Genomic DNA, 15,411 nt, shown 5'->3' with positions numbered 1-15,411 from the left:
CTCATTTGTCGAATCTCGCCAGAGCCTTACTTGCCGGCGAGACGGCTCGTCGCGGCCTCGACAAGCGCTTCGGCCGTGATGCCGAAATGCTTGTAGAGCTCCTTGGCGGGCGCGCTGGCGCCGAAGCCCGTCATGCCGACGAAGCCGCCCTCCGGCCCGATGATCGCATCCCAGCCGAACCGCACTGCGGCCTCGATCGCGACCTTGACGGGCGCGTCGCCGACGATCGCGTTGCGGGTCGCGGCGTCCTGCTGCAGCAGCAGGTCGAGCGATGGCACCGAGACGACGCGGGCGGCGACGCCCTTGTCGGCCAGCAGCTTCTGCGCCGCGACCGCGATCTCGACCTCGGAGCCGGTGGCGAAGATCGTCACCTGCGCCTTGCCGTTCGCGGGCACCAGCTCATAGCCGCCCTTGGCGCAGCGGTTCTCGTCCGATTTGGTGGTGCGCACCGGCGTCAGGTTCTGCCGCGACAGCGCCAGCACGGTCGGGCCCTGCGTGTTTTCCAGCGCGAGCTGCCAGCACTCGGCGGTCTCGACCGGGTCCGCGGGACGGAATACGCGCATGTTCGGCATCGCCCGCAGCGAGGCGAGGTGTTCGACCGGCTGATGGGTCGGGCCGTCTTCGCCGAGCCCGATCGAGTCGTGGGTCATGATGTAGACCACCGGCACATGCGACAGCGCCGCGATGCGCATCGACGGACGCGCGTAGTCGGCGAAGCACATGAAGGTGCCGCCGGCCGGCGCGAAGCCGCCATGCATCGCGATACCGTTCATCGCGGCCGCCATGCCCATTTCGCGGATGCCGTAATGGATATACCGCCCGCTGAAATCATCCGGCGTGACGTCCTTGGCATGCTTGGTGCGGGTGTTGTTGGACGGTGTGAGATCCGCCGAGCCGAGCAGCATCTCGGGCACCACCTGGACGATCGCCTCGAGCGCAACTTCGCTGGCCTTGCGGGTGGCGATGGTCTGCGGCTCGTCGACGAGCTTGTCCTTGAGCTTGCGGATCGCGCCGTCCAAGCCCGCGGGGCGCTTGCGGTCGATCACCCGGCGCTTGAATTCGCCGCGCTGCTCCGCCGGCAGCGCCTCGAAGCGGGTCTGCCAGTCGGCGTGCGCCTTGGCGCCCTTGCTGCCGACCTCGCGCCAGGCATTCAGCACGTCGTCGGGAATCTCGAACGGGCCGTAATCCCAGCCCAGCGCCTTCTTGGCGCCGGCGAGTTCTTCGGCGCCGAGCGGCTCGCCATGGGCCTTCGAGGTGCCGGCGCGGGTGGGCGCGCCGAAGCCGATCGTGGTCTTGCAGGCGATCATGGTCGGGCGGTCGGAGGCCTGCGCCTGCTTGATCGCGTCGGCGATCGCCTTGTGGTCGTGGCCGTCGATCCGGAACGAATTCCAGCCGTGCGCCTGGAAGCGCGCCACCTGGTCGACATTGTCGGTCAGCGTCAGCGGCCCGTCGATCGAGATGCCGTTGTCGTCGTACAGGAAGATCAGCTTCGACAGCTTGAGATGGCCGGCCAGCGCGATCGCCTCGTGGCTGACGCCTTCCATCAGGTCGCCGTCGGAGCACAGCACGTAAGTATAGTGATCGACGATGTCGCCGAATTCGGCGGCGAGCAGCCGCTCCGCGAGCGCGGTGCCGACCGACGACGCCACGCCCTGGCCGAGCGGGCCGGTGGTGGTCTCGACCGAGTCGGTGATCGAGTTCTCCGGATGCCCCGGCGTCCGCGAGTCGAGCTGGCGGAAATTCTTGATCTGGTCGAGCGTCATCTCCTTGTTGCCGGTCAGGTACAGCAGCGCGTAGAGCAGCATCGAGCCGTGGCCGGCGGAGAGGATGAAGCGGTCGCGATCCGGCCAATGCGCATCGGCCGCGTCGAACTTCAGGAAGTCGCGCCACAGCACGGTGGCGACGTCGGCGGCGCCCATTGGCAGGCCCGGATGGCCGGATTTGGCTTTTTCGACCGCATCCATCGCCAACGCCCGGATTGCGTTCGCCATACGGGAATGATCGACCTTCGCCATGATGTAACCACCTGAAATCGTGTGTGTGCCGGCCCTCCGCGGTGCGGAGTGCAGTGTCGCTCCGGCACAGCCAGACACGCAAGGAGGCCAAATTACCGGGTGCCGTGGTGGCATAGCACCCTGATCCGGCGAGTCCAAGGCAGGCACGAAGGCGCGCAACGAAGGCACCCAACAAGGCGCGCACCAAGGCATGCACGACGGCTCGGGCCTCGGATCAACCCGAGGGCCGTGCTTTGTGGTGCATAGTCGCGCAGCAGCGTTGCGCTCGGCTCCCTTGCTGCGTAAATTTCGTCCTCTAAGGGCTTGCCCAATCTTGTTTTTTGTTTGGGCGCGTCAAGCTGCGAGAGTCGCGCGACCATGACCGACCGTCCCGCCGGTTCCATCAGCGCCGATCAGGCTCCAACCGAGATCGTCGCCGCCGCACGCCGCCTTGCCGCGGCGCTTGAGGCGTTGGAAGGCGCGGTCGAGCGCCGCGCCGAGGCGGATCGCGACGAGGACGAACTGGCGTCGCGGATCCAGGCGCTCGGCGCCGACCGTTCGCGGCTGGCCGACGAGCTCGACGGCTCGCTGGTGCGCACCCGCAAGCTGGAGCGCGCCAATCGCGAAATCGCGCAGCGGCTCGATTCCGCGATCGGCACCATTCGGGCCGTGCTCGAAACCGAGTCCGCCGAGGAGGAGCCGTCATGAATCCGAAGGACGCGGCCGCCTCCGCCAACCACGTCAACGTCACCATCAACGGTCGCCAGTATCGCATGGCGTGCGAGCCGGGCCAGGAGCCGCAACTGCTCGGCCTTGCCGACAGTCTCGAGAGTCGCATCCAGAGCCTGCGCGGCCGCTTCGGCGAGATCGGCGACGCGCGCCTCACGGTGATGGCGGCGCTGATGATGGCCGACGAACTGCTCGACGTGAACTGCCGCCTCGCCGCGCTTCAGCAGGAAATCGACTCGCTGCGCGAAGACCGCAGCCAGTCGGTCGAGCGCACCATCACCACCAACCGCGCCGTCGCCGCCGCCCTCAACAGCGCCGCCGAACGCATCGAACGCACCACCCAAGCGCTGAACCGCACCATCGGCGGCGGGATTGCGATCGGGTAGTTTACCTCCGTCATTCCGGGGCGCGCGAAGCGCGAACCCGGAATCTCGATGAGTTTGTGCACGTTTCAGATTCCGGGTTCGCGGGCTCCGCCCGCGCCCCGTAATGACGGCGTTGAGTTGTTAGTTGCTGACGACCTGCACCGACCTCATCCTGATGAGCCCGGCTCAGCCGGGCGTCTCGAAGGATGGGCCGCGAGTGATTGCAGCCTTCCGACGGCCGCCGTGCCGCCTCATGGTTCGAGACGGCGCTGCGCGCCTCCTCACCATGAGGGGTGAGGCCTTGATCTGTGGTTACTTCCGGAACACCGCCACCAGTTCGACATGCGGCGTGTATTTGAACTGATCGACCGGCGTGACCTTTTCCAGCCGGTAGCCGCCGTCGATCAGCAGCTTCGCGTCGCGTGCGAAGGTCTGCGCGTTGCACGACACCGCGATGATCAGCGGCACCTTGCTGGCCGCGAGTTGCGTCGCCTGGGCCTGGGCTCCCTGGCGCGGCGGGTCGAACAGCACGGCGTCGAAATCAACTAACTCCGGCGGCGCCAGCGGGCGACGGAATAGGTCGCGGGGCTCCGCCTTGATCGGCTTCAAGCCCGACGTCGTCTGCGCCGCCTTCTGCAGTGCGCCCACCGCTGGTGCGTCGCTGTCATAGGCGATCACCCGCGCCTTGGTGGCGAGGCGCAGCGCGAACGGGCCGACGCCGCAGAACAGGTCGGCGATCAGCTTGGTGCGCTTGATCTGCGCCAACGCCAGTTCGGCCAGCGTCTGCTCGCCAAGCGCTGTGGCTTGCAGGAACGCACCCGGCGGCAGCGTCACGCGCGCGGTGCCGATCATCACGGTCGGCGGCATCCGCATCAGCACCAGTTCGCCGTGCCGCGTCAGCCGCGCCAGGCGATGCTGCTCGGCCAGCTTCGACAGCGCCGTGATCATCTTCGACGGCAGCGGGCCGGAGCCGCGCACATCCACATCAAGGCCGTTTTCCGCGGCGGTGACCTGGATGTCGAGCGGCTTGCCGATCACCGTCAGCGCTTCGGCCAGCGCCCATGCCGCCTCGATGGCGCCGGTCAGCGCCGGGTCGAGGATCGGGCAGGCATCGATCGGCACGACTTCGTGGCTGGCCGCGGCGCTGAAGCCGACCTTGAGCACGTCGTGGGTGCCCTTGCGGGCGTGCAGCGTGATGCGGCGCCGTCCGGCGCCGTGGGCGTCGATCAGCGGCTCGACGGCGCAATCGATGCCGCCCTGCGCCAGCGTCTCGATCACCAGATTGCGCTTCCAGGCGCGATAGGCGTCATCCTGCCAGTGCTGGATGGCGCAGCCGCCGCAGACACCGAAATGCGGGCAGAACGGTCCGATCCGGTCGGGGCTGGCCACGTCGACGCGCAGCAGCTTGCGGCGATCCGGATGGCCCGCCACCGGCGCCGTCTCCACCGTCTCGCCGCCGAGCGCGTAGGGCACGTAAATGGCTTCACCGCCGGCGTGGCTGACGCCGTCGCCGCGGTGTCCGACGTGATCGATCCTGAGAACTTCGTTCATGCCGCGGTATAGCGCGTTGCGGCCTGCCCTACACCTGTGCGCCTCGACAAATCGCCGTCGCGGTCAGGCACTCGGCACGGCGGTCCGGCTCAGCAGATGGAAACGCCACACCAGCAGCACGGCGTACACCACAAGCCCGATCGCGAGGCCGATCCAGACCCCGAACGGGCCGAGCCCGCCGGGAAAGCCGAGCAGATAACAGCTCGGGAAGGCGATCACCCAGAAGCACAGGATGGCGAACAGCAGCGGCACGCGGGTGTCGTTACGGCCGCGCAGCGCGCCGTTGGCGACCACCTGCAGGCCATCGGCGATGAAGAAGCTGGCGCCGACGATCAGCAGCGCCGCGGTCAGCTCCGCGGTGGCGGCCGACTGCGCACTGTCGCCGAGGAACAGGTTTGGAATCTGGTGCCGGGTCAGCGCCACCAGCAGCGTCATCGCCGCCATGAAGACGAAGCCGATGGTGATCGCAGCGAAGCCGGCGCGGTGCGCGCCCTCGGCATCGGCGCGGCCGATCGCGTGCCCGACCCGCACGGTGGCGGCGATCGAGATGCCCATCGGCACCATGAACATGATGGCGGCGATCTGCAGGGCGATCTGATGCGCGGCGAGTGCGGTGGTGCCGAACTTGCCCATCAGCAATGCCGCGGCGCCGAACACGCCGTATTCGAGCACGGAGGCGCCGGAGATCGGCAGGCCGAGATGCAGCAGCCGGCCCATCAGCGGCCGGTCGAAACGCCACAACTCGCCGAACACCCGATATTTCCGGAACGGCCGCATCGTGACGCACACCACCGCCGCGATCACGCACATTCCGACCGCGACGATCGCGGTGGCGAGGCCGGCGCCGAAGATGCCAAGCTGCGGCAGGCCGAAGCCGCCATGGATCAGCCAGTAAGCCAGCACGAGATTGATCGGGATCGCCGCCAGCATGATCCACAGCGCCGGCTCCGGCCGGTTCACCGCGCCCATGAAGCCGCGCAGCGCGATGAAGATCCAGGACGGCAGCAGCGACCAGGCGAGGCCGTCGAGATACAGGCCCGCGAGCTTTGCCGTGCCGGGATCCTGGCCGAGCCCGAGCAGCATCTGTTCGCCGAACAATTGCCCGAGCGTCAGCGGCACGCCGGCGATCACCGTCGCCCATAGCCCGACGCGCAGCGCCGCGCGCACCTGACGCGGATTGCGGGCGCCGACCGCCTGCGCGGCCAGCGGCGTCACCGCCGACACCAGGCCCAGTCCCATCGTGAACGTCGCGAACAACACCGTATGGGCGAGCGCCGCAGCGGCGACCGACTGGTCGCCGAGCCGCCCGATCAGCGCGAGGTCGGTGGTCATCATGGCGATCTGGCCGAGCTGCGTCAGCGCCATCGGCGCCGCGAGCCACAGCGTCTCGATAACTTCCGTTCGCCACGCAGACGATTTCGCCGGCGCAAACGCGCCGGCGGTGATTTCCGAACCAGGGTGGGTCATGGCGCGCACCATAGCCGAACTTACGGCGGGAGTAAGACTTTCGCAGCGGCGAGGCGTGCCTCAGCCGCGGCGCGCTCCCAGGAAGAACTCGGTGTTGCCGTCGCCGCCTGCGATCGACGAGGCGAATACCTCGATGTCGGTGCAGCCGAGCGAGGCGGCGTAGGCGGTGATGTCGTCGCACACCGCGCGATGCGCCGCGGCATCGCGAACGATGCCGCGCTTCGACGGCACCTCGAATTGCGGCTTGATCAGCGCCAGCAGGCTCATCGGCGCGGCCGCGAGCGACAGCGCCGCGGGCAGCACCAGCTTCAGCGAGATGAAGCTGGCATCGATCACCACCACGTCCGGCCGCGCCGGCAGCCGCTTGCCTTCGAGGCTGCGGATGTCGGTGGATTCCATCGACACGATCTTCGCATGCCCGCGCAGCGACGGATGCAACTGGTCGCGGCCGACATCGACCGCGAACACCAGCGCCGCGCCCTCGGCCAGCAACACCTCGGTGAAACCGCCGGTCGAGGAGCCGACGTCGAGACAGACGTGGTCTTCGATCTCGATCGGGTAGCGCTCCAGCGCGCCCGCCAGCTTGACGCCGCCGCGCGACACCCAGGGATGCGCCGGCTCGGCCTGCAAGGCCGCGTCGAGCGCGATCGGTTCCGACACTTTGGTGACCTGCTTGCCGTCCGCGAACACCAGCCCGGCCTCGATCGCCGCCTGCGCTCGCGCCCGGCTTTCGAACAGCCCGCGCTCGACCAGCACCACATCGGCGCGCTTGCGGGGCGGGGAGTCGGGGGGCTTGGAGTCGGGCGATTTGGCCATGATCAGTTCGCCTGCGGCAGCAGCCGCTGCGCGGCGATGCGCACGCAGGTCTCGAATGCTGCAAGATCGTGCCAGAGATCGGCGGGCGCTGTGCGCGGCGTCACCAGCGGCGCGCCGTGCAGCTCCAGGCAATGGATCAGCATCAAATTGTCGGCGAGGCCGAAATCCTCGACCGCGAGCCCGTCGGCGCCGAACAGCAGGCCGCCCCGGTCGGTGATCGTCTTGAAGCGCCGGACGCGGTCGACGTAGTTGGCCGGATCGTTCGAATAGCCCAGCACCAGCTTGGCGCGGCCAGCCATGTAGCCGAGCTCATAGACCGTGCCGGCATCGGCACTCGGCCCGCGAAACGGTGTGAGGTTGGCGATGATCGCATCCGCCTCGTGCATCATCGCCTCGTTGCCGCGAAAGATCTGCAGCGACGCATCATGCGCCGCGAGCGCGACGGCGTTGTCGAGCGGGAACAGTCCGGTCATCCCATAGCGCGCGCAGAGCTCAGCCTTGCGTCCGCCGATCTCGAGCGCATCGGGCAGGAAGACGTCGGGGCCGGCGAGGTAGATGTTCATGGTCGGGTGAAGGCGAATTCACTTCTCCCATTGCGGCGGCAGGGCGATCGTAGGTGAAAACTTGCGGTCGCTGCGTGGATCACCCTCCCCTGGAGGGGGAGGGGCGCTCGCGCAGCGAGCGGGGTGGCGAAGAGTTCATCCGCAGTGCTCGCGGCTCACCCCACCCCGTCGCGCATCCCGCTATGCGGGCTACGCGCCGACCCTCCCCTCCAGGGGAGGGTGGCGAGGAGCTCGGTGCAGCCGTCAAAATCTCCGCAAAGCCGATCGTGTCGGAGCTTACGCCAGCTTCGACGTCTCGGCCGCGACGTCCTTGCCCAGCGTCTCGAACACCTTCTTGACGATCGCCTTGGCGTCGAGGCCGGCGCGGGCGTACATCGCGGCGGGGGTGTCGTGGTCGAGGAAGACGTCGGGCAGCACCATCGAGCGCATCTTCACGTCGCCGTCGAGCTTGCCGTGCTCGGCCAGCGCCTGCATCACATGGCTGCCGAAGCCGCCGATCGAGCCTTCCTCGATGGTGAGCAGGATCTCGTGGTCGTTGGCGAGCTTCAGGATCATGTCGAGGTCGAGCGGCTTCATGAAGCGCGCGTCGGCGACGGTGGTCGACAGGCCGAGCGTCGCCAGCTCTTCGGCGGCCTTCTCGCACTCGGCCAGACGGGTGCCGAACGACAGCAGCGCGACCTTGTTGCCCTGACGGACGATGCGGCCCTTGCCGATTTCCAGCGGAATGCCGACGTCCGGCATCTCGACGCCGCGGCCTTCGCCGCGCGGATAGCGCACCGCGCTCGGGCGGTCGTTGAGCGCGACCTGCGTGGCCACCATGTGGACAAGCTCGGCCTCGTCGGAGGCGGCCATGATCACGATGTTCGGCAGGCAGCCCAGATAGGCGTTGTCGAACGAGCCAGCGTGGGTGGCGCCGTCGGCGCCGACCAGGCCGGCGCGGTCGATCGCGAAGCGGACCGGCAGGTTCTGGATGCAGACGTCGTGCACGATCTGGTCGTAGGCGCGCTGCAGGAAGGTCGAATAGATCGCGCAGAACGGCTTGTAGCCCTCGGTGGCGAGGCCGGCCGCGAACGTCACCGCGTGCTGTTCGGCGATGCCGACGTCGAAGGTCCGCTTCGGGAACGTCTTTTCGAAGATGTCGATGCCGGTGCCGGACGGCATCGCGGCGGTGATGCCGACGATCTTGTCGTCCTTCTCGGCTTCCTTGACGAGGCTCTGGCCGAACACGTTCTGGTACGACGGCGCGTTCGACTTCGCCTTGGACTGCGCGCCGGTCGCGATGTCGAACTTGACCACGGCGTGATACTTGTCGGCCGCAGCTTCGGCCGGGCCGTAGCCCTTGCCCTTCTGGGTGACGACGTGGATCAGGAACGGACCCGCATCGGCGTCGCGGACGTTCTGCAGGATCGGCAGCAGGTGGTCGAGGTTGTGGCCGTCGATCGGGCCGACATAGTAGAAGCCGAGTTCCTCGAACAGCGTACCGCCGCCCATCATGAAGCCGCGGGAATATTCCTCGGCGCGCGCGGCGCGGTCGGCGATCACCTTGGGCAGATGCTTGCCGATCTGCTTGCCGGCCTCGCGCAGTGACCGATAGGTCTTGCCCGAATACAGCCGCGACAGATACGACGACATCGCGCCGACCGGCGGGGCGATCGACATGTTGTTGTCGTTGAGGATCACGATCAGCCGCGAGTTCATCGCGCCGGCGTTGTTCATCGCCTCATAGGCCATGCCGGCCGAGATCGAGCCGTCGCCGATCACCGCGATGACGTTGTTCTTGACGCCCGACAGCTCGCTGGCGACCGCCATGCCGAGGCCGGCCGAGATCGAGGTCGAGGAATGGCCGGCGCCGAACGGATCGTAGTCGCTCTCGGTGCGCTTGGCGAAGCCCGACAGGCCGCCCGGGGTGCGCAGCGTGCGGATGCGGTCGCGGCGGCCGGTCAGGATCTTGTGCGGATAGGCCTGATGGCCGACGTCCCAGATCAGGCGGTCGCGCGGGGTGTCGAACACATAATGTATGGCGGTGGTCAGCTCGACCACGCCGAGACCGGCGCCGAAATGACCGCCCGTGACCGAGACCGCATCAATGGTTTCCTGCCGCAATTCATCGGCAACCTGGCGAACCTGATCGATTCGGAGCTTGCGGAGATCTTCCGGCGTGCGGATGGTGTCGAGAAGCGGCGTCTTACTCAATTCGGTCACGGCTATAATCCCAGTCTTAACTATGGGGCTGGTGAGGCCCGCGACGAATGGTCCGAACTTATCCTGTCTGCGGAGCCCACCAGGCTTCCGCCTCCCTGCTCAGGAGCAATCAACGATCGAAGCACAGCTGGCGCTCCAATCCGTCGAAGTGATCTGGATCACCCAAATCTGGATCAACTCAGTGCGGCAGCATACGTCCACCGAACTTGACACCGGCCGTCAGCCAAGTGTCACGCTCGGCGCATAAGCTCATACCCTTACACAAACTCTAATCCAAAGCCAATCAGGGCCTGCCCAGGGCTTGGCCAGCCTGCATAAACTTTCGCCCAAGAGGATCGATCCAGCGATCTTTGTGACCATACTGTTGTGTGTCGGTCACGGTCGCTTGGGTTCGATGTAGGGTGCCGAGGCACCAGATGACACCCGGAAAGCTGTCGATTTGCTGAATAGGATTATTGGACGTCGAGCGGTTCGGTTCCGCTGGCTTGGCCGCTGGCATCGGTCGTGATCTTGTCGACCCGGGCCTCCGCCTGCCGCAGCAGGTCCTCGCAGCGCCGCTTAAGGGCTTCTCCACGTTCGTAAATCGCCACCGACTCCTCGAGCGGAACCTTGCCGTCCTCGAGTCGCTTCACGATCGTCTCGAGTTCCTCGATCGCGCGCTCGAAGCTCAACTTTTTGACATCGGCGGGGGCGTCGGCCATCGGCGGCTCCTGGATGCGCCGCGCAGCCGGCGGCAATGGGGGGCGGTGAGGCCGGGGGGCGCCGCTCAGGCGCCCATCAGGGCGCCGACATGGGCGGCGACCGATTCACTCAGGCCCTGCAAGTCATACCCGCCCTCGAGCACCGAGACAATGCGCCCCCCGGCGGTCCTGTCGGCGACGTCCATCAGCTTCTGGGTCACCCAGGCAAAGTCCTCGGCCTTCAGGTTGAGGCTCGCCAGCGGGTCGCGGTAATGGGCGTCGAAGCCGGCCGAGATCACGATCAGTTCCGGCGCGAAGCGTTCGAGTTGCGGCAGGATCGCGGCCTCGAAGGCGTGGCGGAACTCCTTGCCGCCGTCTTCGGAGGCCAGCGGTGCGTTGACGATGTTGTCGTGCTCGCCGCGCTCGCCGACCGAGCCGGTACCGGGGAACAGAGGCATCTGATGGGTCGAGCAGTACATCACGGTGCGGTCGCCCCAGAAGATATCCTGCGTGCCGTTGCCGTGATGCACGTCGAAGTCCACCACCGCGGCGCGTTCGATGCCGTATTTGCGCTGCGCGTAGCGTGCCGCGATCGCGGCGTTGCCGAAGAAGCAGAAGCCCATCGGCTTGGTGACTTCGGCGTGGTGGCCGGGCGGACGCGTCGCCACGAAGGCGTTGGCGGCCGTGCCCTTCATCACCGCGTCGACCGCCGACACCGCGCCGCCGACGCCGCGCAGCGCGGCTTCGAACGTACCCGGCGACATCGACGTATCACCGTCGACATAGACGATGCCGGTCGACGGCGACATGTGGCGCATCTCGACGATGTGGTGATCGGTGTGGCACAGCGCGATGTGTTCGAGCGAGCCGATCGGCGCTTCGCCGCGCGCCAGCGTCGCGAACCGCTCGTCGGTCAGCGTCTTGTTGACGGCGATCAGCCGCTCGGCGCGTTCGGGATGACCCTCCGGCGTATGATGTTCGAGACACGCGGAATGGGTCAGAAATAACGTGGTCATTCGGGAGCGCCTGAAACGTCCGATCGGGGGAGAGACGACAATATTGATCAATGAACTTAAGTGCCCGACGCGTTGCACGGAAGGGCCGCTTAAGGCTTAGCGCGTCGCAGGCTTAATTCAAACGCAAAATACGCCCAGCGGCGGCCGGCGCGATCGGGCTGTGCGCCTTGAAATAGCCGAACAGCGCATCGACGTCGTAAACGCCGGTGAGCCGGTCGGTACCTTGCGTGAATGGAAGAAAACCGTCGCCGCCGGACGCCAGATACTGATTCACGGTCACGCGATAGTTACGATCCGGCGCGATCGGACGGCCGTTCAGCGTCATGCGGTCGGCGAGGATGCGCTGGCCCGGGCCGGCGGTATTGTCCCACGCGTAGCTGAATCCGTTCGACACCTGCAGGATGCGCGGCCGCGTCGGGTCCTGCCACTGCAACTCCAGCGCCGCCTTCAGCTGCGCGCCGCTCAGCGTCATCGTCACCAGCTGATTGCGGAACGGTTGCGCCGCAAAAACATCGCCGAACGTCACCTTGAACGGCGGCTCGCCATGCGCCACGCCGTTGATATCGGCGCGCAGGCCGCCCGGATTGGTGATCGCAAGCTCGGCGCCGCCGGTCTCCGGATCGCGCGTCGCGGCGAGCTGCGCATCGGCGACGAGATTACCGAGCGCGCTTTCGCCGGCGCCGTTCGGCATCCGCGACAGCGCCGACGAGACGGCGCCGGCCGGCCGCGCCGCGATCGGGCCGGCGAGCTTGTTGTAGGCCTGGATCAGCTCGGTCTGCGCCGGATCTTTGGCCAGCGTGGTGCGCACGATGACGTTGTCGGCCTTGGCGCTGGCGATGTCGCGCGTCGCCGGATCGAGCACGAGGTCGATCGCGGTGACCAGCGTGCCGTATTTGTCGCCGCTGGTGACGAGCCTGCCGTCGATCGTGCAGGTGTAGGCGCGGTGGGTGTGGCCGCTGATCACCAGGTCGACCGCCTTGTCGAACTTCCTGACGATCTCGACGATCGGCCCGGAGATTTCCGGACACTCGTTCATACCGCCGCTCGGAAAGCCGCCCTCGTGGATCAGCACCACGATCGCCTCGACGCCGCGCGCCTTCAGCTCGGCGACCTGCGCATTGACGGCGTCGGCTTCATCGAGAAATTTCAGCCCGGCGACGCCCGGCGGCGACACCATCGTCGGCGTCGCCTTCAGCGTCAGTCCGATGAACGCGACCGGAATACCGCCAAACTCGCGGATTGCATAAGGCGGCAGGATCGGCTTGCCGGTCGCGGTCTCGATCGTCGACGCCGCGAGGTATTGGAATTTCGCGCCGGTAAACGGATGCGGACCCATGCAGCCATCGACCGGGTGACAGCCGCCATTCTGCATTCGCAGCAGCTCGGTCTTGCCCTCGTCGAATTCGTGATTGCCGACCGCCGACAGTGCCAACCCCATCAGCGACATCGACTCGATCGTCGGCTCGTCGTGAAACATCGCCGACAGAAACGGGCTGGCGCCGATCAGGTCGCCGGCGGCGACGAAGATGCTGTTGGGGTGCCCGTCGCGGAGTTGCTTGACCAGCGTTGCCATGTGCTCGGCGCCGCCAGCCGGCACGTGGACGGTCTTGGCCGGGTCGGTGGGGTCGATGGTGACGAGGCCGCCGGACGGCGGTTGCAGATAACCGTGGAAGTCGTTGATCGCCAGGATGCGCACATCGACCGGAGCGGGCGTGTCCCCGGCCAGCAGCGGCGAACAAGCGAGCGTCAGCGCCAAGGTCGGCGCGAGAAGGGCGGGCGCGAGGAGGGCGAGACGAAGCGGGCGGCAGGTCATTGAGGGTCCGGTTGGCTGCGGTCGGCGCGGGAATCGCTCAGGAAGACGGCGCTGGCAACCGGTTTGTTGCGCGGGGCGCGCGCGGCCAAGCGCCGCTGAATACCACATCCGGCCCAAAATTGAGGAATCGCAAAACGCCGGCGAAAGCGGCGTGGTGATCTGGCTGGGTCGCGCCGCGCCGCCCGGCGCGCTTTCCGAAACAGGTGATGCATGCGCCCGAAGCCGATCACGCTCCTTCTCGCCACTCCCCTGATCTGCGCGTCTGCGCTCGCCGCGATCTTGCCGACCAGCGCGCAGCAGAGCCCGCCGCAGCAGCCGCAAGCCCAACAGATCCCGGCCGACGCCACCAGGCCGGGCAACCCGCGGCTCGCGGATTTGATGGAGGCCACGCAGGCACGCCACATCAAACTGTGGTTCGCCGGCGTCACGGCAAACTGGAAACTCGCCGCCTACCAGACCCGCCAGATCAAAGCCCGCCTGCAAGAAGCCGCCTCGCTGTACGACAGCCTCCCGGTCAGCGACGTCACCACCATGGCCAAACCGATCGACGCGGTGACGGCCGCCATCGCCGCGCAAGACAGCAAGGCGTTCGTCAAAGCCTATGGCGAACTAACAGCGGGGTGCAATTCCTGCCACCGGGAGCTGAAGCTCGGCTTCATCGAACTGAAGACCCCGGAGATGAATCCGTTCGCCGATCAGGTATTCGGGGTGAGGAAGAAGTAGCTCGCTACGGCTTCAGCAATCGCCGCAGCATCGCCTCTCATCATCACACCCACACCTCTTCATCGACTGCTTGAAGCGACGTCGTCTCCTCAAGTGTAGAGTCGTCATCCCGAGGCGCGCGCGCAGCGCGCCTCGAAGGATGCGGCCAAGGCGTTTGGCCCATCGTTCCAGGCCCGCCGCAGCGCGGCCAGCGGGCACTTCAGTGCCGGACCGGAAATACACCCTTTGAAATCAGCCACATTCGTCTCCACCCGTCATGCCCGGCCTTGTGCCGGGCATCCACGTCTTGCTGCCGCAAACGCATCAAAGGCGTGGATGGCTGGGCCTTCGCCGCGCCGAAGGGGCTTTGGCCCCGCAGGCGGGACAGCCCGGCCATTACGGAGTTTCTGAGCACACTCAGTGATTGAGAAAGTCGCCGGGAATTCAGTTCGAATTCTGAGCCCGATTCTCGGCATGACGAGGGCTGCCGGGATCGACGCGCCCGCGCGTCGCTTGACATCGCTCCGGTTCGCCTATTTCATATATGCAATGATAAAATCATATATGGAACGCTCAAGGCTGCCGGTTGCGATCCTCGTCGGGATTGTCGCCTTACCGCGCGAGCCCTCGCTTGGTCGCTGTGTGAGCGATCCACGGCTGGTCTCGGCACGCGCCGTCTCGAGCCGCCATCGTGACCTGCAGAGAAAGAGCCCCTGTGACCGACGTTGAAAACGCCCGCCGGATGTTCGGCGATTACCAGCTGAAGCCGAACAGCGGCGTCAATCCGCCCTATTCGCCCGCTTATCCGGTCGAATGGGGCTGCACGCTGCGCACCGTCGAGATCATGACGCGCGTCGATCGCGCGAAGCTGCAGACGCTGCTGGCCGATACGCCGTTCGAACTGGTCAACGACCGCGTCGCGTTCCGTTTCATGACCTCTCCGGGCCATTCGCTTGCGATCCATTCGGGCGAGATGTTCGACCTGATGATCAGCGTCGCGGTGCGCTACAAGGATCTGTTCACCGAGACTCACATCTTCATGTATTGCAGCGATCCGATGGGCATCTGTGCCGGGCGCGAAGTGTTCGGCTACACCAAGAAGGACGCCAACTACACGTTCGAGGAGCGGCCGGACGGCTCGATCGTCGGATCGGTGACGCGGCGCCGGATTCCGCTCGCCGAATTCAGCTTCACGCCCGATGCGGCAGCGCCGACGGTGCGCATCGTCGATGGCGATGAGTTGCCGGCCGGCGAGATCCACGTCCGCCGCCTGCCGCATCCGGAGCGGCTGGAGACGGCCTATGCGGATGTCGCCTATCGGCGGACGCCGCTGAAATATTCGGTGCCGAAGCCCGGCCGTGCGTCGATGACGTTGCATCCGAGCATCTACGACCCGATCGCCGATCTGCAGCCGGAGATTCTCGGCGCGCACTTCATGGTGTCGGACGTCTATGGCGGCGGATTCGAGGTCGAGGATCGCCGCCTGCTCGAACGACTGATTCCATAACGGCCG

At 66.6% G+C, this 15,411-nt stretch carries 13 protein-coding genes; 4 read left to right on the top strand and 9 right to left on the bottom strand.

What is annotated here, in order from left to right; genetic code table 11:
- Positions 1–26 precede the first annotated feature (26 nt).
- A complete protein-coding gene (gene tkt, locus LPW26_RS12545; protein WP_238735627.1) occupies positions 27–2,015 on the bottom strand; it encodes a transketolase in 1,989 nt (662 codons plus the stop codon).
- A 357-nt stretch (positions 2,016–2,372) separates the two neighbouring features.
- Between tkt and LPW26_RS12540 the strand changes: the two genes are divergently transcribed.
- Together LPW26_RS12540 and LPW26_RS12535 are read left to right on the top strand one after the other, a co-directional pair.
- Positions 2,373–2,702 carry a DUF4164 domain-containing protein gene (locus LPW26_RS12540; RefSeq protein ID WP_238735625.1) on the top strand — a complete coding sequence of 110 codons (330 nt, stop codon included), beginning with the start codon at positions 2,373–2,375 and terminating at the stop codon, positions 2,700–2,702.
- Positions 2,699–3,109 (top strand): cell division protein ZapA, encoded by a 411-nt coding sequence (locus LPW26_RS12535; protein ID WP_238735624.1) that lies wholly within the window; start codon positions 2,699–2,701, stop codon positions 3,107–3,109. Before LPW26_RS12540 ends, LPW26_RS12535 begins: the two co-directional genes overlap by 4 nt.
- A 291-nt stretch (positions 3,110–3,400) precedes the next feature.
- Here the strand turns inward: LPW26_RS12535 and LPW26_RS12530 are convergent, their stop codons facing one another.
- The 8 genes from LPW26_RS12530 to LPW26_RS12495 form a co-directional block, all read right to left on the bottom strand.
- Complete coding sequence (locus LPW26_RS12530; protein WP_238735623.1) at positions 3,401–4,639, bottom strand: class I SAM-dependent RNA methyltransferase; 1,239 nt, start codon at positions 4,637–4,639, stop codon at positions 3,401–3,403.
- Positions 4,640–4,702: 63 nt separating this feature from the next.
- Entirely contained in the window at positions 4,703–6,118 is a 1,416-nt protein-coding gene (locus LPW26_RS12525) for an MATE family efflux transporter (protein ID WP_238735622.1), read from the bottom strand.
- Between the two features lie 48 nt (positions 6,119–6,166).
- A complete protein-coding gene (locus LPW26_RS12520) occupies positions 6,167–6,922 on the bottom strand; it encodes a TlyA family RNA methyltransferase (RefSeq protein WP_238735620.1) in 756 nt (251 codons plus the stop codon).
- 2 nt (positions 6,923–6,924) lie between these two features.
- Entirely contained in the window at positions 6,925–7,485 is a 561-nt protein-coding gene (locus LPW26_RS12515) for a nucleoside 2-deoxyribosyltransferase (RefSeq protein WP_238735618.1), read from the bottom strand.
- Positions 7,486–7,761: 276 nt separating this feature from the next.
- Positions 7,762–9,678 carry a 1-deoxy-D-xylulose-5-phosphate synthase gene (gene dxs / locus LPW26_RS12510; RefSeq protein WP_238735670.1) on the bottom strand — a complete coding sequence of 639 codons (1,917 nt, stop codon included), beginning with the start codon at positions 9,676–9,678 and terminating at the stop codon, positions 7,762–7,764.
- A 461-nt stretch (positions 9,679–10,139) separates the two neighbouring features.
- On the bottom strand, positions 10,140–10,388 hold the full coding sequence (locus LPW26_RS12505) for an exodeoxyribonuclease VII small subunit (protein ID WP_238735617.1): 249 nt from the start codon (positions 10,386–10,388) through the stop codon (positions 10,140–10,142).
- 65 nt (positions 10,389–10,453) lie between these two features.
- Complete coding sequence (locus LPW26_RS12500) at positions 10,454–11,383, bottom strand: histone deacetylase family protein (protein ID WP_238735615.1); 930 nt, start codon at positions 11,381–11,383, stop codon at positions 10,454–10,456.
- 112 nt (positions 11,384–11,495) lie between these two features.
- The gene (locus tag LPW26_RS12495; RefSeq protein WP_238735613.1) at positions 11,496–13,196 is read right to left on the bottom strand and encodes a bifunctional metallophosphatase/5'-nucleotidase; all 1,701 of its coding nucleotides are present in this window, start codon (positions 13,194–13,196) and stop codon (positions 11,496–11,498) included.
- Between the two features lie 210 nt (positions 13,197–13,406).
- Here LPW26_RS12495 and LPW26_RS12490 point away from each other — a divergent pair, with 210 nt between their 5' ends.
- Positions 13,407–13,919 (top strand): hypothetical protein, encoded by a 513-nt coding sequence (locus LPW26_RS12490; RefSeq protein WP_238735611.1) that lies wholly within the window; start codon positions 13,407–13,409, stop codon positions 13,917–13,919.
- Positions 13,920–14,613: 694 nt separating this feature from the next.
- The gene (locus LPW26_RS12485; RefSeq protein WP_238735610.1) at positions 14,614–15,405 is read left to right on the top strand and encodes an acetoacetate decarboxylase family protein; all 792 of its coding nucleotides are present in this window, start codon (positions 14,614–14,616) and stop codon (positions 15,403–15,405) included.
- Positions 15,406–15,411 lie beyond the last annotated feature (6 nt).

Source organism: Rhodopseudomonas infernalis (genome assembly GCF_022271405.1).
Taxonomy (GTDB): Bacteria; Pseudomonadota; Alphaproteobacteria; order Rhizobiales; family Xanthobacteraceae; genus Rhodopseudomonas; species Rhodopseudomonas infernalis.
The sequence above is the reverse complement of the archived record's forward strand: the minus strand, read 5'-3'. Positions and strand labels throughout refer to the sequence as shown.